Consider the following 17,745-nt stretch of genomic DNA (forward strand, 5'->3'; position numbering starts at 1 on the left):
GCCCGCTGTGAGACAACGATCTTCACAGCGGGCGGACCAGGCGGTCACGGTCAGCTCTGGGCGAGGGTCCAGACGGCGTTCGCGATGGCGTCCGAGCTGCGGTTGAGGGCCGTGGCGCTCACGTTGGCGGTGGTGTCGCACGACCGGTGGTAACACGGGTCGAAGGCCGCCTGTGTGCCACCCCACAGCTGGACCTGAGCCGCGGTCTTGCGGCCCTCGGCCCCGGTGAAGATGCCGCCCGCCGGGATCCCCGCCGAGATGAACGGACCGTAGTCACTGCGGCCGTCGAAGTCGGTCCCCCGGGTGGGGACATTGATCGACGAGAAGTACGCCTCCAGCACGTCCTCGATCTCCGCCGAGCCCGCGGGTCCGGCCCCGGCGCCCGTACCGTCGGAATTGTCCCCGTCGTAGAGGAAGTAGCCGGGGTTGGGCGATCCGACCATGTCGAAGTTGAGGTAGCCGGTGATCTGCCGCTTCTGGGCCGTGGTGAGCGAGTTGACGTAGGCCGTCGAGCCGCGCAGCCCGAGCTCCTCCGCACCCCACCAGCCGAAGCGCAGGTGCCGGGCGGGCGTGAAGCCGGTGCGCGCCACGGCCAGGGCCACCTCGAGGTTCGCCGCGGAGCCGGTGCCGTTGTCGTTGATACCCGGACCCGCGGTGACGCTGTCGAGGTGCGAGCCGATCATGAGCGTGTCGGCCGTGTCGCCCCCGGGCCAGTCGGCGATCAGGTTGTAGCCGGTCGCTCCCCCGTACGTGAAGCTCTGCTGGCGGGTCTGGAAGCCGGCGGCGTCCAGCAGGCCCTTGACGTAGGTCACGGAGGCGAGATAGCCGGGCCGGCCGTGCGCGCGGTTGCCGCCGTTGGCCGTCGCGATCGACTGGAACCGGGTGAGGTGAGCCTGGACACTGGCGACGGCGATGTCGGGAGCGGCGACGGCGGCCCGGGCGGAGGAAGCGGCGGGCGCGGCCGGGGAGGGGGCGGCGAGCGCGGCCGAGGCGGGAACTGCCGCGGTGGCGGTCAGCGTGAGCGCGGCCGCACCGGCGAGGACGAGAGATCTCATGCCCCGAGCATCACAACGATGCCCGTCGATGCCTAATCCCGGCCGGGACATACCGCCCAGGGAAGACCGCCCAGGGGCGGCTCGCTCCGGGACGGATCGCTCAGATGCCGGTCGAGAAGGTGCTGACGATCATCCCCCAGGTCGCGAACGTGGCCGGCCAGTCGAGATCGCGCGCCAGCAGCCCGTACGCATAGCCCTCCCCGCCCGACGCCACCCACCGCGTCATGGCGTGCATCCGGGTCCCGGTGCGGGGATCGTCGTAGGCGTACTCCCAGTCCGCGGCCCGGGTGAGCGACCCGACGCGGTCGAGGCGATATTGCCGATAGCCGGGCAGCGCGCCGGCGCCCCGCAGCCGGGACACCTCCTCGCGGCAGGCCTTGACCGGGTCGCCCTGGGGGTTGCGGGAGGCGTCGACGCTCAGCACGCGCGGGCTCGCCGGGTCGCGGAAGCAGATCGTCGTGCCGACCGTCTCGTAGGTCCAGCCGTCGGGCACCGCGATCCGGAAGCCGTCGCGGCTGAAGTAGGACCAGCCTTCCAGCAGCGACCAGCCTTTGCGCAGCTGGTCCGCGCCGCGCTGCGGGGTCGTGGGCAGGCCGGCCGGCGCGTCGCCCGGGCAGGCCACCGGGCTGAAGCCGCCGCCGCCCCCGCCGGTGCCCGAGGGTGGGACCGACGTCACCACCGGCGCCGCCTGCTCCCGCTCGCCGCCGTCGCGCAGGAAGACGCCGGCGGCCACTCCGAGCAGCGCGAGCACGAGCGCCCCGGCCAGCACCGGCCGTTTCCAGGCCCGGCGTCCCGGCGGCGGCGGTGGCGAGGGCACGGAGGCCCGGCCCACCGAGGGCGTACGCAGCAGCCGCGCCACCTCCGGCGCGGTGAGGCGGTCGGCCGGGTCGCGCCGGAGCAGCCCGGTCAGCACGGGCGCGAGCGGACCGGCGCGGACGAAGGGGTCGGGCGGCTCGGTCGCCAGCGCGGTGAGCGTGGCCATCGCGCTGTCCCGGGCGTACGGGGACCGGCCCTCGACCGCCGCGTAGAGCGTCGCGCCGAACGACCAGAGATCGGACTCGCGGGTGAACGTCCCGTCCTTGGCCCGCTCGGGGGCGACGTAGTGCGGCGAGGCGACGACCGGGCCCGGGCCGGTCACCGCGCCGTCGTCGGCGAACGTGGCGAGGCCGAAGTCGGTGAGCACGACCCGGCCGCCCGGCCCGATGAGGACGTTGTGCGGCTTGATGTCGCGGTGGAGCACCCCGGCGCTGTGCGCGGCCGTGATCGCTTCGAGGACGGCGGTGCCGATCCGGATGACCTCCTCCGGCGGCAGCGGGCCGTCCCGGCCGATGATGTCGTAGAGCGAGCGGGACGGCACGTATTCCATGACGATCCACGGCTGGTCGCCCGTGTGCACCACGTCGTAGATCTTGACCACGTGCGGGTGGTCGATGCGGGCCGCGCTCCGGGCCTCGCGCAGCGTGAGCTCGCGCAGCCGGGCCTGCTCGGCAGGGGTCATCCAGGCGGGCGGGACGATCTCCTTGACGGCGACCTCGCGGTGCAGCATCTCGTCCCGGGCGAGCCACACGCGGCCCATGCCCCCGGCGCCGACCAGGTCGAGCAGGAGGTAGCGTCCCGCGACGAGCGTCTGCCTGTCTGTCATCCGCACCCCCTCGGCCAGCGTAGATCCGATCCGATCACCATCGGTAGCTCGATCACCCGGCCACCGCGTACACGACAAGGTTCTCCCGATAGGACCGGGCGCCGCGGTCGAAGCTCCCGCCGCACGTGATGAGCCGCAGCTGCCGGTCGGGTGTGGGGCCGTAGACCCGGGCGGCCGGGAAGCGTGACTTCGGATACCAGGCACTGCCCGTGACGGTGAAGCGGACCTGCTCGTCACCGCGAGTCACCTCGACGGTGTCGCCCGGCCGCAGCTCCTTCAGCCGGAAGAACACGGCCGGCCCGCGGCGCGAGTCGACGTGTCCCGCCAGGACGGCCGGGCCGACGTCGCCGGGTGCGGTGCCGTCCGCGTACCAGCCGGCCCGGTCGTTGCCGGTGGGCGGCACGAGCTCGCCGTCGGCGCCGAGGTGCAGCCGCTCCAGCGCGGTGTCGATGCCCGCCGCCGGAACGCGCAGGCGGGTGGGCGGACCGCTGAGCGTTCGCTCACTTTCCCGGAAGGGGTCCGGCCATTTTCCCGGTACGACCACCGCGGCAGCCGCCTCGCGCACAGCGACCGGCTCGGTCCGTGGGGGCGACGCCGCGCCGGCCAGGCTGACCGTGAGAAGCACCACTGCCGCCGAGAGCAAGTGCCTCATCGGGTACGACGCCGCACCGCGAGCAGTCCGGCGATGGCGACCACCACTCCGAGCGCCCAGCCGGTCGGGGCGGGAGCCGTGCCGCCACCGCCCGTGGCCACGCCGCCCTGGGGCACTCCACCCTGTCGCGCGGCGTCGATGTGCAGCTCGGGCTCCAGGCCGCCCTTGCCGTCGTCGAGCACCAGCAGCGAGTAGACGTTGCCCGCGCCGAGCGTGCACGGCAGGTCGCTCGGCGAGCCGCCGCCGGTGGGCTTCACGCGAACCGTCCAGCGCCCGGGGTCGACCTGGCGGTAGCCGGTGGTCGTGGCGAAGGGCACACCGTCGGCGATCCGGCGGCCGTCCGCGCCGGCCACGTCCAGCACGGGGGCGCGTACGGAGGCCTGAATGATCCTGATCTTGGAAGTGCCCGCCGCGGGCAGGTCGAGGTCGTCGTCGAGCACCCGCAGGCCCAGATCGGCATAGCGCCCGACGCCCGCGACGGTGTAGGCGCCGCCGTCCGCGACCGTGACCTGCGTCGTGATGACGGGCGGGGTGCTCGCCGCGGCACCCGCCTTGCGCATGGCCACCGTGTACGTCCCGGCGGGCATCCGCATGTAGTCGGACAGCGCGCCGTACGCGACGCCGTCGAAGCGCTGGGGCTCGGTCGCGCCGGACTCGGACCGCAGATAGACGTCGACAGCGGGCGTGTCCGGCGAGAGGTGGGCGAGCCGGACATACCCGGCCCCGGCCGCCCGGGCGGGCGTGGCGGCGAGCGTCACAGCGGCCAGCACAACCGGCACTATGAGGGCATATCTCCTGATCACGGCGCCTCCCCGGGGGCAATTTTCGATACATCAATGTGCCCACCGTCGATGGTTCGACACCATGGTCCGTCCGGACGGGTCGATCCGCGATTTTTGTCGTACCCCGGGGGCACCATGGGTGTCATGCAGGACGTGCTGGAGCAGTTCGGTGTGGCCACCCGCGAGTGGTTCCGCGCCGCCTTCGCCGCGCCCACCGCCGCCCAGGCCGGCGCGTGGCAGGCCATCGGGGCGGGGCGCAACGCCCTCGTGGTCGCGCCCACCGGCTCCGGCAAGACGCTGGCCGCCTTCCTCTGGTCGCTCGACCGGCTGGCCCACGAGCCCGCGCCGGAGGAGCCGAAACACCGGTGCCGCGTGCTCTATGTGAGCCCGCTCAAGGCGCTGGCCGTCGACGTCGAGCGCAACCTGCGGGCCCCCCTGACCGGCATCCGGCAGGCGTCGGGCCGGCTCGGCGTGCCGCCGCCCGACATCACCGTGGGCATGCGCACCGGCGACACCCCGGCCGACGAGCGGCGGGCCTTCACCCGCACGCCGCCCGACATCCTGATCACGACGCCGGAGTCGCTCTTCCTCATCCTCACCTCGGCCGCCCGCGAGTCCCTGCGCGGCGTCGAGACGGTGATCATCGACGAGGTGCACGCCGTCGCCGCCACCAAGCGCGGGGCGCACCTGGCGCTCTCGCTCGAGCGGCTCGACCAGCTGCTGGCCAAGCCGGCGCAGCGGGTGGGCCTGTCCGCGACCGTGCGCCCGATCGAGGACACGGCCCGGTTCCTCGGCGGCGCGCAGGATGTCGAGATCGTGCAGCCCAAGTCGGCCAAGACCATCGAGGTCGAGGTGACCGTCCCGGTCGAGGACATGACCCGGCTCGACGAGCAGCCCGAGCTTGACGCGGACGACCCCGGGGCGGGGCGGCACTCGCCGTCGATCTGGCCCGCGGTCGAGGAGCGGGTGCTCGACCTCATCCAGGACCATCGGTCGACGATCGTGTTCACCAACTCGCGCCGCGGGGCCGAGCGGTTGTGCGCGCGGCTCAACGAGCTGGCGCTGGAGCGGGCCGAGGCAGCCTCCGGCGCGGTTCCCGGGGCCGCGGCCGCCGGCGGGCCCGGCGCGATCCCGGCGAAACGGCCGCCGGCTCAGGTCATGGCGCAGTCGGGCGAGGCGGGCGGGGCGCCGCCGGTCGTCGCGCGGGCGCACCACGGCAGCGTGTCGCGCGAGGAGCGGAAGCAGATCGAGGAGGCGCTCAAGAGCGGGCAGCTGCCGGCCGTGGTCGCCACCTCCAGCCTCGAGCTGGGCATCGACATGGGGTCGGTCGACCTGGTCGTGCAGATCGAGGCGCCCCCGTCGGTGTCGGCCGGGCTCCAGCGCATCGGCCGGGCCGGCCACCAGGTCGGGGCCGTGTCGCGCGGCGTGGTCTTCCCGAAGCACCGCGGCGACCTGGTCTCCTGCGCGGTCGTCGCCGAGCGGATGGGCGAGGGCGCGATCGAGGAGCTGCGCTATCCCCGCAACCCGCTCGACGTGCTGGCCCAGCAGGTCGTGGCCATGGTCTCCCTCGACGAGTGGCAGGTCAACGAGCTGGCCGGCCTGGTGCGCCGGGCCGCGCCCTATGCCGAGCTGCCCGACTCCGCCCTGCACGCCGTGCTGGACATGCTGTCGGGGCGCTACCCGTCGACCGCCTTCGCCGAGCTGCGCCCGCGCCTCGTCTGGGACCGCACGAGCGACGTGCTGACCGGCCGCCCCGGCGCGCAGCGACTCGCCGTCACCAGCGGCGGCACGATCCCCGACCGCGGCATGTTCGGCGTGTTCCTGGCCGGCTCGGAGAAGGCGTCGCGCGTCGGCGAGCTCGACGAGGAGATGGTCTACGAGTCCCGGGTCGGCGACGTCTTCCTGCTCGGCTCGACCTCCTGGCGCATCGAGGACATCACGCCCGACCGGGTGCTGGTGTCGCCCGCGCCCGGGGCGCCCGCGCGGATGCCGTTCTGGAAGGGTGACGCCCTCGGCCGCCCGGTCGAGCTGGGCCGCGCGATCGGCGCCCGGCTGCGGGGGCTGGTGCGGGCCGGCGACGACGCCGCCGTGGGGTCGCTGCGCGAGTCCGGCTTGGACGAGTGGGCCGCCAACAACCTCGTGGCGTACGTGCGGGAGCAGCGCGAGGCGACCCGCAACCTCCCCGACGACCGGACGATCGTGGTCGAGCGGTTCCGCGACGAGCTGGGCGACTGGCGCATGACCGTGCACTGCGTGCTCGGCGCCAAGGTCAACGCACCCTGGGCCCTGGCCATCGGCCGGCGACTCGGCGAGCGCTACGGCGTGGACGGCCAGGTCATGCCCTCGGACGACGGCATCGTGGTGCGCCTGCCGGACACCGCCGAGGAGCCGCCCGGCGCCGACCTCGTGGCGTTCGACCCCGAGGAGATCGCCCAGATCGTCGAGGAGTCGGTGGGCACCTCGGCGCTGTTCGCCTCCCGGTTCCGCGAGTGCGCGGCCCGGTCGCTGTTGCTGCCCCGCCGCGACCCCAAGCGCCGCCAGCCCCTGTGGCAGCAGCGCCAGCGCTCGGCGCAGCTGCTCGACGTGGCCCGCGAGTTCGCCGACTTCCCGGTCACGCTCGAGGCCGCCCGCGAGTGCCTGCAGGACGTCTTCGACGTGCCGGGGCTGGTCGGGCTCATGCGCGAGATCGCCGGCCGCAAGGTCCGCCTGGTCGAGGCCGAGACCCCGCGCCCGTCGCCGTTCGCCCGGTCGCTGCTGTTCGGCTATGTCGGGGCGTTCCTCTACGAGGGCGACGCGCCGCTGGCCGAGCGCCGCGCCGCCGCCCTGGCCCTCGACTCGACCCTGCTCGGCGAGCTGCTGGGCCGCGTCGACCTCCGCGAGCTGCTCGACCCGGCGGTCGTCACCGAGAGCGAGAGTCAGCTCCAGTGGCTCACCACGCAGCGGGCGCCCCGCGACGCCGAGGACGCGGCCGAGCTGCTGCGCCTCCTCGGCGACTTGTCGCCCGCCGACCTGACCGCGCGCTCGGTCGACCTGTCCTGGATGGAGGAGCTGTCCGCGTCGCGGCGCGCGCTGCTGATCCGCGTCGCCGGCGAGGAGCGCTGGATCGGGGTCGAGGACGCCGGGCGCTACCGCGACGCGCTGGGCGTGGCGTTGCCGGTGGGGGTGCCGGAGGCGTACCTGGAACCGGTGGCCGACCCCCTCGGCGATCTGGTGGCGCGCTATGCCCGCACGCACGGGCCGTTCGCGGCGGCGACCTGCGCAGCGCGGTTCGGGCTGGGCGTGTTCGTGGTGGAGCAGGCCCTCAAGCGGCTGAGCGCCACCGGCCGCGTGGTGTCGGGCGAGTTCTCCCCCGGCGGCGCCGGCAGCGAGTGGTGCGACGCCGAGGTCCTCCGGCTCCTGCGCCGCCGGTCGCTGGCCGCCCTGCGCCGCGAGATCGAGCCGGTGGCGCCGCGTGTGCTGGCCGCCTTCCTGCCCCGGTGGCACCAGATCGGCGGCAACGCCCGCGGCGTCGACGCGCTCGCCGCCTCCCTGGAGCAGCTGCAGGGGGTGGCCGCCCCGGCATCCGCGTGGGAGCGCCTCATCCTGCCCGCCCGGGTCGCCGACTACGCCCCGCCGCAGCTCGACGAGCTGTGCGCCGGCGGCGAGGTGCTGTGGGCGGGCTCGGGCAGCATCTCCGGCGGCGACGGCTGGGTCACGCTGGCCTATGCGGACACTGCGCCGCTGTTGCTCCCGGCGCCCGACGAGGAGCTGGCCCTGACGCCCCTGCACCAGGCCGTGCTCGACACGCTCGGCGACGGGCAGGCGCTCTTCTTCCGCAGCCTCTCCGACCGTGTGCACTCCACCGACGACAGTGCCCTGGCCGCCGTGGTCTGGGACCTCGTGTGGGCCGGCCACCTCACCAACGACACGATCGCGCCGCTGCGGGCCCTGCTCGGCGGCAGCGGCGCCCACAAGGCGAAGGCGGCCCCGGCCCGCACCCGTTATCGCAGGCCCGGCCGGCCCGTCATGCCCGCCCGCTCGGGTCCGCCCCAGATGGTCGGCCGCTGGTCCCGGCTGCCCGACCGCGACCTCGACCCGACCCGCCGCGCCGCCGCGACCGCCGACCTCCTGCTGGAGCGGCACGGCGTCGTGACCCGCGGCGCCGTGCTGGCCGAGGGCGTCACGGGCGGGTTCGCGGCGGTCTACCCGGTGCTCAGCGCGCTGGAGGAGCGCGGGGCGGCCCGGCGCGGCTACTTCGTCGAGGGGCTGGGCGCGGCGCAGTTCGCGGTGCCCGGGGCGGTCGACCGGCTGCGGGCGCTGTCCGAGCCGGCCGAGCTGGCGAAACGTACGGGCACGACCGCCGTGGTCCTCGCCTCGACCGACCCCGCCAACCCGTATGGCGCGGCCCTCCCCTGGCCGGACCGTGTGGTGGACAACGGCACGGGCGAGACCGCCCCCGCCACCGGTCACCGCGCCGGCCGCAAGGCGGGAGCCCTGGTCGTCCTGGTCGGCGGAGACCTCATCCTCTATGTCGAGCGCGGCGGCAAGACGCTGCTGTCCTACACGGACGACACCGAGGCGCTGGTCGCGGCCGGGCAGGCGCTGGCGGGGTCGGTCCGCTCGGGCGCATTGGGCGCGATGTCCGTCGAACGGGCCGACGGCGAGTCGGTGCTGGCGTCGCCGCTGCGGGACGCGCTGTCGGCAGCCGGCTTCCGCGCGACGCCGCGGGGGTTGCGCCTGCGAGGGTGAGCCGGTGGGAGCGCTTTCACCCCCGCCCCCGGCACGCTTCAGGGAGTTGCCGGATGGGCTCACCGCGGCTTCGCGCGCAGGCTGCGGGAAGGGGCGACGCGCCGACCCGGGGAGGACGTCATGGGCATCGAGCAGCACACCGCCGGCGGCGGCCGGAGCGTTGAGGAGCATTCCGCCGTCGCAGGCCTCCGGCACGCTCGGTTCCGGCATCGCATCGCGCATCTGATCGCCGCTGTGGCCGGGGTGTTCGTTGCGCTGTGGTTCCTGGGATTGAGCGTCGGCGGTGAGGACCGGTGGCACAAGGCGGCCGAGGCGCTCGGCGGGGCGTTGATCTTCGCGTCGGTCAGCGGGATCGGGCTGACCGCCCTGCGCTGGGTCAGTGGCGTGGAGAAGGCCGAGCTGGCGGCGTGGGAGCAGATGCTGCGCGACCGGGACGGCGGGCCGGCGCCGCGGCCTGAGGCCGGCCCGTCTCGGCGCGAGGTCAGGGGTGACGGTCCCAGCGGAGGGTGAACATCCAGTCGGGGCCGTCCTCGCCCGGCTCGTCCTGGGCGGGGTCGCGGGTCAGGCCCGCGCGCTGCGCCACGCGCTGGGAGGCGAGGTTGGCGGGGCGGACGCGGGCCAGGACCGGCCAGTCCGGGAGGTGGTCACCGGCCCAGGCGACGACGGCGGTGGCGGCTTCGGTGGCGTAGCCGGCGCCCCAGGCGGCGGGGTCGAGGCGGTAGAAGAGGTTGAGAACCTCGCGGCCGCGGAAGCGGACGATCTTCAGGCCGCAGAAGCCGATCGGGCCGGCCGGGTCGTGGCGCATCACCGTCCAGTAGCCGAAGCCGTGCCGCTGCCAGTGCTCGTCCCAGCGGCGCAGCAGGTGCTCGGCGTCGGCCCGGCGGTCGAGCAGGTCGGAGGGGTTGTGGTGGCAGGCGCGGGGATCGTGGTGGATCGCGTACACGGCATCGAGGTCCGAGTCGGCCGGGCGGCGCAGGGTCAGACGATCAGTGACAATCCGCACGGGTCCGACTTTACGTCCCGGAACAGGAACCGTCCCGGAAGGAAAGCACCCGAACGGGGAAGGGCGCTGCTACCCTTCCCCCGGGAGGAGTCACAGCTGCGGCATGACCGCGGAGGCGACGAGCTCGATGTGGTCGAGGTCGGCGAGGTCGAGCGTCTGCAGGTAGACGCGCTCGGCGCCGACTCCGGCGTAGCGGCCCAGCGTGTCGACGACCTCGGACGGCGTGCCGACGATGCCGCCGTTCTCGCGCATCTCCTCCACTTCACGGCCGATCGCGGCGGCGCGGCGGGCGACCTCGGCGTCGTCCTTGCCGACACAGAGGACGGCGGCGGCCGAGAAGACGGGCAGCTGGTCCCGGCCGGCTTCGGCGCAGGCCGCGCGGACCCGGCCGTACAGGGCAGGGAGGTCTTCGATCTTGGCGAACGGGGTGTTGAACTCCTGCGCGTAGCGGGCGGCCAGCGCGGGGGTGCGCTTCTTGCCGTGGCCGCCGACGATGACCGGCGGGCGCGGGTTCTGCACCGGCTTGGGCAGGCCGGGCGAGTCGACGACCTGGTAGTGCTTGCCTTCGTAGCTGTAGGTGTCGCCCTCCGGCGTGGTCCACAGGTTCGTGATGATCTCGAGCTGCTCCTCGAGCCGGTCGAAGCGCTCGCCGACGGACGGGAAGGGGATGCCGTAGGCGGTGTGCTCGGCCTCGAACCAGCCGCCGCCGAGGCCGAACTCGACGCGGCCGCCGCTCATCTCGTCGACCTGCGCGACGCTGATCGCGAGCGGGCCCGGGTGGCGGAAGGTCGCCGAGGTGACCAGCGTGCCGAGGCGGATGCGGGAGGTCTGCAGGGCGAGGCCGGCGAGCGTGACCCACGCGTCGGTGGGTCCGGGCAGCCCGTCGCCACCCATGGTCAGGTAGTGGTCGGAGCGGAAGAAGCCGTCGTAGCCGGCGTCCTCCGCGGCCACGGCCAGCCGCCGCAGGGTGTCGTAGGTGGCGCCCTGCTGGGGCTCGGTGAAGATGACGAGACGCATAAGATCAACTCTGCCAGACGGCCGGAGCGCGGGCAGTACCGTAGGGCTCATGGGCGCGTATGGATGGATCAGCCTCACCACGGACTACGGCACCTTCGACGGGTTCGTGGCGGCCTGCCACGGCGTGATCGCCCGCCTGGCGCCGGAGCTGCGGGTCATCGACGTCACGCATCACGTCCCGCCGGCCGACGTCGCCCGGGGCGCCGCCGTGCTGGCCCAGACCGCCCCGCACCTGCCGCCCTCGGTGCACGTCGCGGTCGTCGACCCGGGCGTCGGCACCGAGCGCCGGGGCATCGCCGTCCGTACGCCCGGCAGCCTGCTCGTGGGTCCCGACAACGGCCTGCTCGTCTGGGCCGCCGAGGCGCTGGGCGGGCTCGACGAGGTGGTCGAGCTCACCAACACCGACTGGTTCCTCGGCGACGTCTCGCGCACCTTCCACGGGCGCGACATCTTCTCGCCGGTCGCCGCGCGGCTCGCGCTCGGGGCGCCGCTGACCGAGGCCGGCCGGGCGGTCGACCCGAAGTCCGTGGTCCGGCTGCCCGACCCGGTCGTGGCGGTCGGCGACGGCTGGGTCGAGGCCGAGGTGGTGACCGTGGACCGGTTCGGCAACGTGCAGCTGGCCGCGGGCGGCGCGATGCTCAGCGGGCTCGGCCCGGAGCTGGTGGTGGGCGGGGTCAAGGCCCGCCGCGGCCAGACGTTCGGCGACGTCGGGCCGGGCGAGCTGATCGTCTACGAGGACTCCGCCGGTCGCGTCGCCGTCGCGGTCAACGGCGGCCGGGCCGTGGTGGTCCTCTCCGTGACGCCGGGTGACGTCGTCCGCATTGCGGAGCGTTAGCCGCCGTCCGCCGGGGGAACAGGTGAGCCATGCCCGAAGGTGACACCGTCTGGAACACGGCCCGCGTGCTCGAGAAGTCGCTGACCGGCGACGTGCTGACCGGTTCCGACTTCCGCGTGCCCAAGCTCGCGACGACCGACCTGACGGGCTGGACCGTGGCCGAGTCGGCCAGCCGCGGCAAGCACCTCCTGCTGCGCCTGACGAAGGACGGCGAGGAGCCGCTCACGCTGCACTCGCACCTGCGGATGGAGGGGGCGTGGCGGGCGTACCGTCCGGGTGAGCGTTTCACCCGTCCCGCGCACCTGATCCGGGTGGTGCTGCGCACGGCGCGGTCGGTGGCGGTCGGCTATCACATCCACGAGGTGGCGCTGCTGCCCACGGCCCAGGAGGACACGCTGGTCGGGCATCTCGGCCCCGACCTGCTGGGCGCGGACTGGGACGCCGACGAGGCCGTACGCCGGATCGAGGCCGACCCCGGCCGGACGATCGCCGAGGCCCTCCTCGACCAGCGCAACCTGGCCGGCGTCGGCAACCTCTACAAGGCCGAGACGCTGTTTCTGCGCGGCCTCTGGCCCTGGACCCCGGTCCGCGACGTCAAGAACCTCGCGGGCACGGTCAAGCTCGCCCAGAAGCTGGTGGCCTCCAACCGCGGGCGCTGGACGCAGACCACCACCGGCTCCCTGCGGCGCGGCCAGACCAGCTATGTGTACGGGCGGCGCGCCCAGCCGTGCCGCCGCTGCGGTGCCGCGATCCAGAAGGCGGAGCTCGACGACCGGGTCACGTACTGGTGCCCGCACTGCCAGCCGGAGCAGCCAGCTGCGGAGTCGCGGCTTGACCTCAACCGGAGTTGAGTTCCTACGGTCGGCGCATGACTTCTCTGGCGGCCGAGCCCGTCGCGTACTGGACCGGGCTCGCGTACGAATCGGTGATCGCCTTCATCCGGGCGCGGCAGGCGGAGCTCGGCTGCACCCAGCCGCAGTTCTGGCTGCTGCGAAACCTCTCGCCGCACGACATCTCACCGGACGGGCGAGGCATGACGGTCGCCGAGCTGACCCGGGCGATGAGCACCTATCTGCGCCGGGAGGACGATCTCGGGGCCGAGGCGGAGGTGCTGGTCGAGCGCGGATGGCTGGCGGTCGACGGGGTGGGGCGGCTGACGATCACCGACGCGGGCGAGCGGGCGCGGCTCGACATGCGCAGTCACGCGCCGGAGATCCGGGCGGCGATCCACGAGGGCATCGACGACGCGGACTACGAGACCACCGTACGGGTGCTACAGCGCATGATCCGGAACACGTCCGGCTGACGTCTGGCTCGGGGAGAAGCCGAAGAGCCGGCGGTACTCGCGGCTGAACTGCGACGGGCTCTCGTAACCGACCTCGTGCCCGATCGCGGCGACGTCCCCGGGCGCGGCCGCCAGCCGGATCCGGGCCCGTTGCAGGCGCAGCTGCTTCTGGTACTGCACCGGGCTCATCGTGGTGACCTCCCGGAAGTGCCGGTTCAGCGTGGCGACGCTGACGCCCGCGTGCCGGGCCAGGTCGTCGACGCGGATGGCCCGGTCGAAGTGCTCCTCCATCCACCGCGCGGCCCGGCGCACCAGCACGTACCGGTCGTCCGCCCGCCCGACCTGCCGCACCAGCCCGCCCAGCGGACCGGTGAGCAGCCGCCAGTGGATCTCCCGCTCGAGGCTCGCGGCCAGGACGGCGAAGTCGCGCGGCCGTTCGACCAGACGCAACAGCCGGCGTACGGCGTCCAGCAGCTCCTCGTCGGCCCCGGCGACCCCGGCGCCGGGGCCCGCCGGGGCGCGCGGGTCCGGCTCCGGCGCCTCGAGCAGCAGCTCGGCGACGAGCTCGGGGCGCAGCCGCACCCCGGCCGCCAGGAACGGGTCGGCCCGGGTCACCTGGGCGGAGACGGCCAGCTCCATCGAGAAGATGAGGTACTCGCCGGCGCCGTAGCGGAACTCGTTGCCCGCCAGGGACAGGCGCTTCTCCCCGGCGACGACGAGGGCGAAGAGCGGCTCGAAATTGGAGCAGTAGGGCTGGGTCTCGGTGGTGACGGCCGACACCAGGGAGCCGGGCAGCCAGCTGCCGCGCGGGGCGCTCCCGGCCAGCCGGGGAATCAGGTCACGCAGCTCGGTCAGGGCGTCCACGGGCCGAGTATGGCTCATTGAGCGGATCGGGCAAGAGCCTGCACGGAACGATCTAGGGTCTGTCCCGCCCGGGATCGAGGATTTGTTTATGACTCAGACAGTGCTCATCACCGGAACCTCCAGCGGCCTCGGCCGGGCCACCGCCCAGCTCTTCGCCGACCGGGGCTGGAACGTCGTCGCCACCATGCGGACGCCCGCGCCGCTCTTCGACGCGCCCAACGTGCTGGTCACGCGGCTCGACGTGCAGGACATCCCGTCGATCCACGCGGCGGTCGAGGCGGGGATCGCGCGCTTCGGACGGATCGACGCGATCGTCAACAACGCGGGCTACGGCGCGTACGGGCCGCTGGAGTCGACCTCCTGGGAAACGGTCGAGCGGCAGTTCGGCGTGAACGTGCTCGGCCCGCTGGCGACGATCCAGGCGGTCCTGCCGCACTTCCGCGCGAACGGCAGCGGCGTCGTCGTCAACGTCTCCTCGATCGGCGGGCGGCTGGCCTTCCCGCTGGGCACGCTCTATCACGGTACGAAATTCGCGGTCGAGGGCTTGTCGGAGTCCCTGGCCTACGAGCTCGGGGCGATCGGCATCCGGGTGAAGATCGTCGAGCCGGGCGGGATCAAGACGGACTTCGGCGGGCGGTCGCTCGACTTCAGCAACGAGCCGGCGATCCCCGAGTACCAGCCGCTCGTGCACAATGTGCTCGGCGCGCTGGGCCCGCTGGTCGCGGACGGCTCGGAGCCTTCGGCGATCGCGGAGGTCGTCTTCCGGGCGGTCACGGACGGCTCCGATCAGCTCCGCTATGCCGCCGGCCCGGACGGCGAGCAGATGATCGCGGCCCGGGAAGCGGCCCGCGACGCCGACTTCCTCCCCGGCATCAAGGCCCAGTTCGGCCTGGCGTGAGCCGGTCTTCGCGCGGTTTTGCTCAGGCGGCCGGGGTTTGCGGGCGGTCTTCGCTCGCCCGGCCGGGGTCTGCGGGCGATCTCCGCTCCGGCGGCCGGGTTCGCGGGCGGTCTTCGCTCGCCCGGCCGGGGTCTGCGGGCGATCTCCCTCCGGCGGCCGGGTTCGCAGGCGGTCTTCGCTCAGGCGGCCGGGGTCTGCGGGCGGCGCAGCTCGGACAGGCCCTCGGCGATCCCGCGCAGCCGGTCGGTCGCGTCGATCAAGCTGGTGAGCGCCGGGTGCTGCGCCGCGGCGACCGGATGCCCGTCCTCGGCGACGTAGGACGCGGCCGAGGCGACCAGGTTCTCGAAGGCGGTCACGCCCTCGGTGAACTGCGCGGCCAGGCTCTCGTGCGACTCCTGCAGCCCGGCCCGCTGGTCGGGCGGCGTCAGGGGCAGGGCCCGCTCGACGGCGGCGACGCGCTGGCCGAGGTCGCGGAGCCACTGCTCGGCGGTGGCAGCCTCGAGGACGGCGGCCTCGCCCGGCCCGGTGAGCCGGCCGGCCAGGCCGACCATGGTGGTGGAGGCGCGGTCGAGCCGGTCCCAGGCCTGCGCGACGGCCGAGCCGCGGACGGCGTGGCGGTTGCGCTGGCGGCGCACCTCCTGGACGACCTGGCGGCCGGCCGGGAAGCGCTCGACGGCGGCGAGCAGCCGGTCGCCCGGTTGCAGCGCGGGTGGGGGTGGAGGCGGCTCGATGGCGGCCAGCTCCCGGTGGTCGCGCCAGCGCCACCAGGCCAGCATCACGGACGTGCCCGCGCCGGCGGCCCAGGCGGCGTCGGCTATGCCGATCCCCGCATAGGGGGTGAGCACCGCGGTCGCCGCGGTCAGGCCGCCGCCGATGACGCTCCATCGGCGGGCCGCCCCACGCAGACGCTTGAGCTGCCGGAAGTACCGGGTCCGCTCGTCCACCGTGCCCCTCCCCCTCAGCGTTGCCGGCCTCAGCCCGCGGCGGTGGTGTCGCCGCGCTTGTTGTTCATGCTGGCCCGGATCTCGTCGAGCCGGGCGACGCTGGCCGGGTCGGCGGCCGGCGCGGCCTGCTCGACGGCGGGCTGGGCCGGGGACGCGCCGAGCTTGTCGCCGGCCATGCTGGCCCGGATCTGCTCGAGGCGGGACGAGCCGGCCAGGTCGAGGCTCGACTTCTGCACCTCGAGCATGCGGCCCTCGACCGAGTTGGCGGCGAGCTCCGCGCGGCCCATGGCGTTCGCGTAGCGCGTCTCGATCTTGTCGCGCACCTCATCGAGCGACGGCGTGTTGCCCGGCGCGGCGAGCGAGGACATCGACTCGAGCGACTTGGCGACGGTCTCCTGCATCTTCGCCTGCTCGAGCTGGCTCAGCAGGCGCGAACGCTCGGCGATGCGCTGCTGGAGCACCATCGCGTTGTTCTCGACCGCCTTGCGCGCCTGACCGGCCGCGCTGAGCGCCTGGTCGTGCAGCGTCTTGAGGTCCTCCATGGCCTGCTCGCCCGAGACGAGCTGGGTGGCGAGGGTCTGGGCCGTCGACTCGTATTTCTGGGCCTCGGACTCGTCACCGCCCTCGCGCGCCCGGTCGGCCAGGACCAGCGCCTGCCGCGCCATGCCCTGCAGCTTCTCGACCTCGCCCATCTGCCGCGACAGCTTCATCTCCAGCTGACGCTGGTTGCCGATCACGGCGGCGGCCTGCTGCACGAGCGCCTGGTGCTGCCGCTGGGCGTCCTCGATGGCCTGCTGGATCTGCACCTTGGGATCGGCGTACTCGTCGATCTTCGCGCCGAAGAGCGCCATCATGTAACGCCAGCCCTTGACGAACGGGTTCGCCATATCCGCGGTATCCCCTCAATGTCGCTGCTCGACTTGCGCCACCGACGCGGCCCGAGGGGTCTTCACGATGGCGCGGGCTCCATCGTGTCAGCTCTCCGCCACCGCCGTCACGTGACCTCGGGGGGAACTCAGGGTCACCCGGAGCGATCCCCCACCGTCGAGGTTACGCGCGCGAGCCGGTATCTGCGACGCCCGCCCGGCCCGGCCCGGCGATCGATCCGCCGGGGCCCAGCGGTCAAATGCGCCGCGACGGCGCAAAAGGCACGAGCGGCGGCGCACCGCGAAAAACGCAAGCGTCGATGCAGCAGAAAGGGCACGAACAGCGACGCAGCGCAAAAGGCCCGCCCGACGCACGCGCCACGCCACGCCTCGCGGGAAGCGGCGCGCGGGAAGCGGCACGCCACGCGGGAAGCGGCACGCCACGCGGGAAGCGGCACGCCACGCGGGAAGCGGCACGCCACGCGGGAAGCGCCACGCCACGCGGGAAGCGCCACGCCACGCGGGAAGCGCCACGCCACGCGGGAAGCGCCACGCGGCGAACGCCGAGCGCACCGCTTGAACGCGAACGGCCGCCCCGGGGCGGCAAAGCCCCGGACCGGCCGGACGGAACGACGATGATCAGGCCGCGTAGACGACGCCCCGATCGCGCTTGCGCGTCGCGCGCAGCGTGGCCTTGAGCGGGGTCTCCTGGTGGACGGACACGGACACCTTGCCGTCGGTCGCGACCTGGCGCACCGGAGCGGTCTCCCCGGCGGGAGCGGACGCGGCGGCGCGCATCGCACCCGAGGACTGCTTGGCCTCCTGGGCGGGAACCGGCGACGGCTCCACCGGCACGAGCACACCCTCCATGCCCTCGGCGAGCTGGAGCGTGCTGCTCACCTCGCCGAGCAGCTCCGAGAGCCGGGCGCCCAGCGCCTCGCAGATGGCCGCGAGCAGCTCGCTGGATGCTTCCTTCTGGCCACGTTCGATCTCGGAGAGATATCCCAGGCTGACGTTGGCGGCGGTCGACACCTCACGCAGCGTGCGGTGCTGTCCCTGCCGGCGCGCCCGAAGTGCGTCACCGATAACCCGGCGTAGCAGGACCATGGCACCTCCTCCTGCGGCGGGGCCACCGGCAACCGCCGGAGGCTTCCCGCAACCGTACCCAATGCGA

At 73.9% G+C, this 17,745-nt stretch carries 15 protein-coding genes and 1 pseudogene; 6 read left to right on the forward strand and 10 right to left on the reverse strand.

The genetic code is table 11. The features are described 5' to 3' along the window. Positions 1-53: 53 nt before the first annotated feature. The 4 genes and pseudogenes from RAN62_RS02535 to RAN62_RS02550 form a co-directional block, all read right to left on the reverse strand. A pseudogene (locus tag RAN62_RS02535) lies at positions 54-1,055 on the reverse strand (M28 family metallopeptidase); the annotation flags it as partial. Between the two features lie 100 nt (positions 1,056-1,155). Further along, positions 1,156-2,697, reverse strand: coding sequence for a serine/threonine-protein kinase (locus RAN62_RS02540; RefSeq protein ID WP_305782775.1), 1,542 nt, complete (start codon positions 2,695-2,697; stop codon positions 1,156-1,158). Positions 2,698-2,749: 52 nt separating this feature from the next. Next, positions 2,750-3,349 (reverse strand): class F sortase, encoded by a 600-nt coding sequence (locus RAN62_RS02545; RefSeq protein WP_305782776.1) that lies wholly within the window; start codon positions 3,347-3,349, stop codon positions 2,750-2,752. Continuing rightward, positions 3,346-4,152, reverse strand: coding sequence for a DUF4397 domain-containing protein (locus tag RAN62_RS02550; RefSeq protein ID WP_305782777.1), 807 nt, complete (start codon positions 4,150-4,152; stop codon positions 3,346-3,348). The genes RAN62_RS02545 and RAN62_RS02550 overlap by 4 nt, the downstream gene beginning before the upstream one ends. Positions 4,153-4,275: 123 nt before the next feature. Here RAN62_RS02550 and RAN62_RS02555 point away from each other — a divergent pair, with 123 nt between their 5' ends. Continuing rightward, a complete protein-coding gene (locus tag RAN62_RS02555; RefSeq protein ID WP_438874453.1) occupies positions 4,276-8,859 on the forward strand; it encodes an ATP-dependent helicase in 4,584 nt (1,527 codons plus the stop codon). Between the two features lie 120 nt (positions 8,860-8,979). Continuing rightward, positions 8,980-9,369, forward strand: a complete 390-nt coding sequence (locus RAN62_RS02560; RefSeq protein WP_305782779.1) for a hypothetical protein — start codon at positions 8,980-8,982, stop codon at positions 9,367-9,369. Here the strand turns inward: RAN62_RS02560 and RAN62_RS02565 are convergent. Both RAN62_RS02565 and RAN62_RS02570 read right to left on the reverse strand, forming a co-directional pair. Further along, entirely contained in the window at positions 9,341-9,862 is a 522-nt protein-coding gene (locus RAN62_RS02565; RefSeq protein WP_305782780.1) for a GNAT family N-acetyltransferase, read from the reverse strand. The genes RAN62_RS02560 and RAN62_RS02565 overlap by 29 nt on opposite strands. A gap of 90 nt (positions 9,863-9,952) precedes the next feature. Then, complete coding sequence (locus tag RAN62_RS02570) at positions 9,953-10,879, reverse strand: LLM class F420-dependent oxidoreductase (protein ID WP_305782781.1); 927 nt, start codon at positions 10,877-10,879, stop codon at positions 9,953-9,955. A gap of 49 nt (positions 10,880-10,928) precedes the next feature. Here RAN62_RS02570 and RAN62_RS02575 point away from each other — a divergent pair, with 49 nt between their 5' ends. Genes RAN62_RS02575 through RAN62_RS02585 form a run of 3 tightly spaced genes read left to right on the forward strand, consistent with a single transcriptional unit; the run spans position 10,929 to position 13,020 of the window. Continuing rightward, complete coding sequence (locus RAN62_RS02575; protein ID WP_305782782.1) at positions 10,929-11,714, forward strand: SAM hydrolase/SAM-dependent halogenase family protein; 786 nt, start codon at positions 10,929-10,931, stop codon at positions 11,712-11,714. Positions 11,715-11,743: 29 nt separating this feature from the next. Continuing rightward, positions 11,744-12,565, forward strand: coding sequence for a DNA-formamidopyrimidine glycosylase family protein (locus RAN62_RS02580; protein ID WP_305782783.1), 822 nt, complete (start codon positions 11,744-11,746; stop codon positions 12,563-12,565). 17 nt (positions 12,566-12,582) lie between these two features. After that, positions 12,583-13,020 carry a winged helix DNA-binding protein gene (locus tag RAN62_RS02585; protein ID WP_305782784.1) on the forward strand — a complete coding sequence of 146 codons (438 nt, stop codon included), beginning with the start codon at positions 12,583-12,585 and terminating at the stop codon, positions 13,018-13,020. Here the strand turns inward: RAN62_RS02585 and RAN62_RS02590 are convergent. Next, positions 12,988-13,863 (reverse strand): AraC family transcriptional regulator, encoded by an 876-nt coding sequence (locus RAN62_RS02590; RefSeq protein WP_305782785.1) that lies wholly within the window; start codon positions 13,861-13,863, stop codon positions 12,988-12,990. The genes RAN62_RS02585 and RAN62_RS02590 overlap by 33 nt on opposite strands. 88 nt (positions 13,864-13,951) lie before the next feature. On the opposite strand from RAN62_RS02590, the gene RAN62_RS02595 reads away from it, so the two are divergent. After that, a complete protein-coding gene (locus tag RAN62_RS02595; RefSeq protein ID WP_305782786.1) occupies positions 13,952-14,761 on the forward strand; it encodes an SDR family oxidoreductase in 810 nt (269 codons plus the stop codon). 179 nt (positions 14,762-14,940) lie between these two features. Here RAN62_RS02595 and pspM read toward each other — a convergent pair whose 3' ends face one another. The 3 genes from pspM to RAN62_RS02610 all read right to left on the reverse strand — a co-directional run bounded on the left by pspM (position 14,941) and on the right by RAN62_RS02610 (position 17,678). Next, on the reverse strand, positions 14,941-15,705 hold the full coding sequence (pspM, locus tag RAN62_RS02600) for a phage shock envelope stress response protein PspM (protein WP_305782787.1): 765 nt from the start codon (positions 15,703-15,705) through the stop codon (positions 14,941-14,943). Between the two features lie 29 nt (positions 15,706-15,734). Continuing rightward, complete coding sequence (locus RAN62_RS02605) at positions 15,735-16,592, reverse strand: PspA/IM30 family protein (RefSeq protein ID WP_305782788.1); 858 nt, start codon at positions 16,590-16,592, stop codon at positions 15,735-15,737. A gap of 618 nt (positions 16,593-17,210) precedes the next feature. Further along, positions 17,211-17,678 carry a helix-turn-helix domain-containing protein gene (locus tag RAN62_RS02610; RefSeq protein ID WP_305782789.1) on the reverse strand — a complete coding sequence of 156 codons (468 nt, stop codon included), beginning with the start codon at positions 17,676-17,678 and terminating at the stop codon, positions 17,211-17,213. Positions 17,679-17,745 lie beyond the last annotated feature (67 nt).

Origin of the sequence: Symbioplanes lichenis (genome assembly GCF_030709675.1) — a bacterium.
GTDB classification, from domain to species: domain Bacteria; phylum Actinomycetota; class Actinomycetes; order Mycobacteriales; family Micromonosporaceae; genus Actinoplanes; species Actinoplanes lichenis.

Excerpts from the sequence above, each read along its gene's own strand:
- RAN62_RS02540 (WP_305782775.1), bottom strand. The coding sequence starts at position 2,697 with ATGACAGACAGGCAGACGCTCGTCGCGGGACGCTACCTCCTGCTCGAC.
- RAN62_RS02545 (WP_305782776.1), bottom strand. The coding sequence starts at position 3,349 with ATGAGGCACTTGCTCTCGGCGGCAGTGGTGCTTCTCACGGTCAGCCTG.
- RAN62_RS02555 (WP_438874453.1), top strand. The coding sequence starts at position 4,276 with ATGCAGGACGTGCTGGAGCAGTTCGGTGTGGCCACCCGCGAGTGGTTC.
- RAN62_RS02560 (WP_305782779.1), top strand. The coding sequence starts at position 8,980 with ATGGGCATCGAGCAGCACACCGCCGGCGGCGGCCGGAGCGTTGAGGAG.
- RAN62_RS02570 (WP_305782781.1), bottom strand. The coding sequence starts at position 10,879 with ATGCGTCTCGTCATCTTCACCGAGCCCCAGCAGGGCGCCACCTACGAC.
- RAN62_RS02575 (WP_305782782.1), top strand. The coding sequence starts at position 10,929 with ATGGGCGCGTATGGATGGATCAGCCTCACCACGGACTACGGCACCTTC.
- RAN62_RS02580 (WP_305782783.1), top strand. The coding sequence starts at position 11,744 with ATGCCCGAAGGTGACACCGTCTGGAACACGGCCCGCGTGCTCGAGAAG.
- RAN62_RS02585 (WP_305782784.1), top strand. The coding sequence starts at position 12,583 with ATGACTTCTCTGGCGGCCGAGCCCGTCGCGTACTGGACCGGGCTCGCG.
- RAN62_RS02595 (WP_305782786.1), top strand. The coding sequence starts at position 13,952 with ATGACTCAGACAGTGCTCATCACCGGAACCTCCAGCGGCCTCGGCCGG.
- RAN62_RS02605 (WP_305782788.1), bottom strand. The coding sequence starts at position 16,592 with ATGGCGAACCCGTTCGTCAAGGGCTGGCGTTACATGATGGCGCTCTTC.
- RAN62_RS02610 (WP_305782789.1), bottom strand. The coding sequence starts at position 17,678 with ATGGTCCTGCTACGCCGGGTTATCGGTGACGCACTTCGGGCGCGCCGG.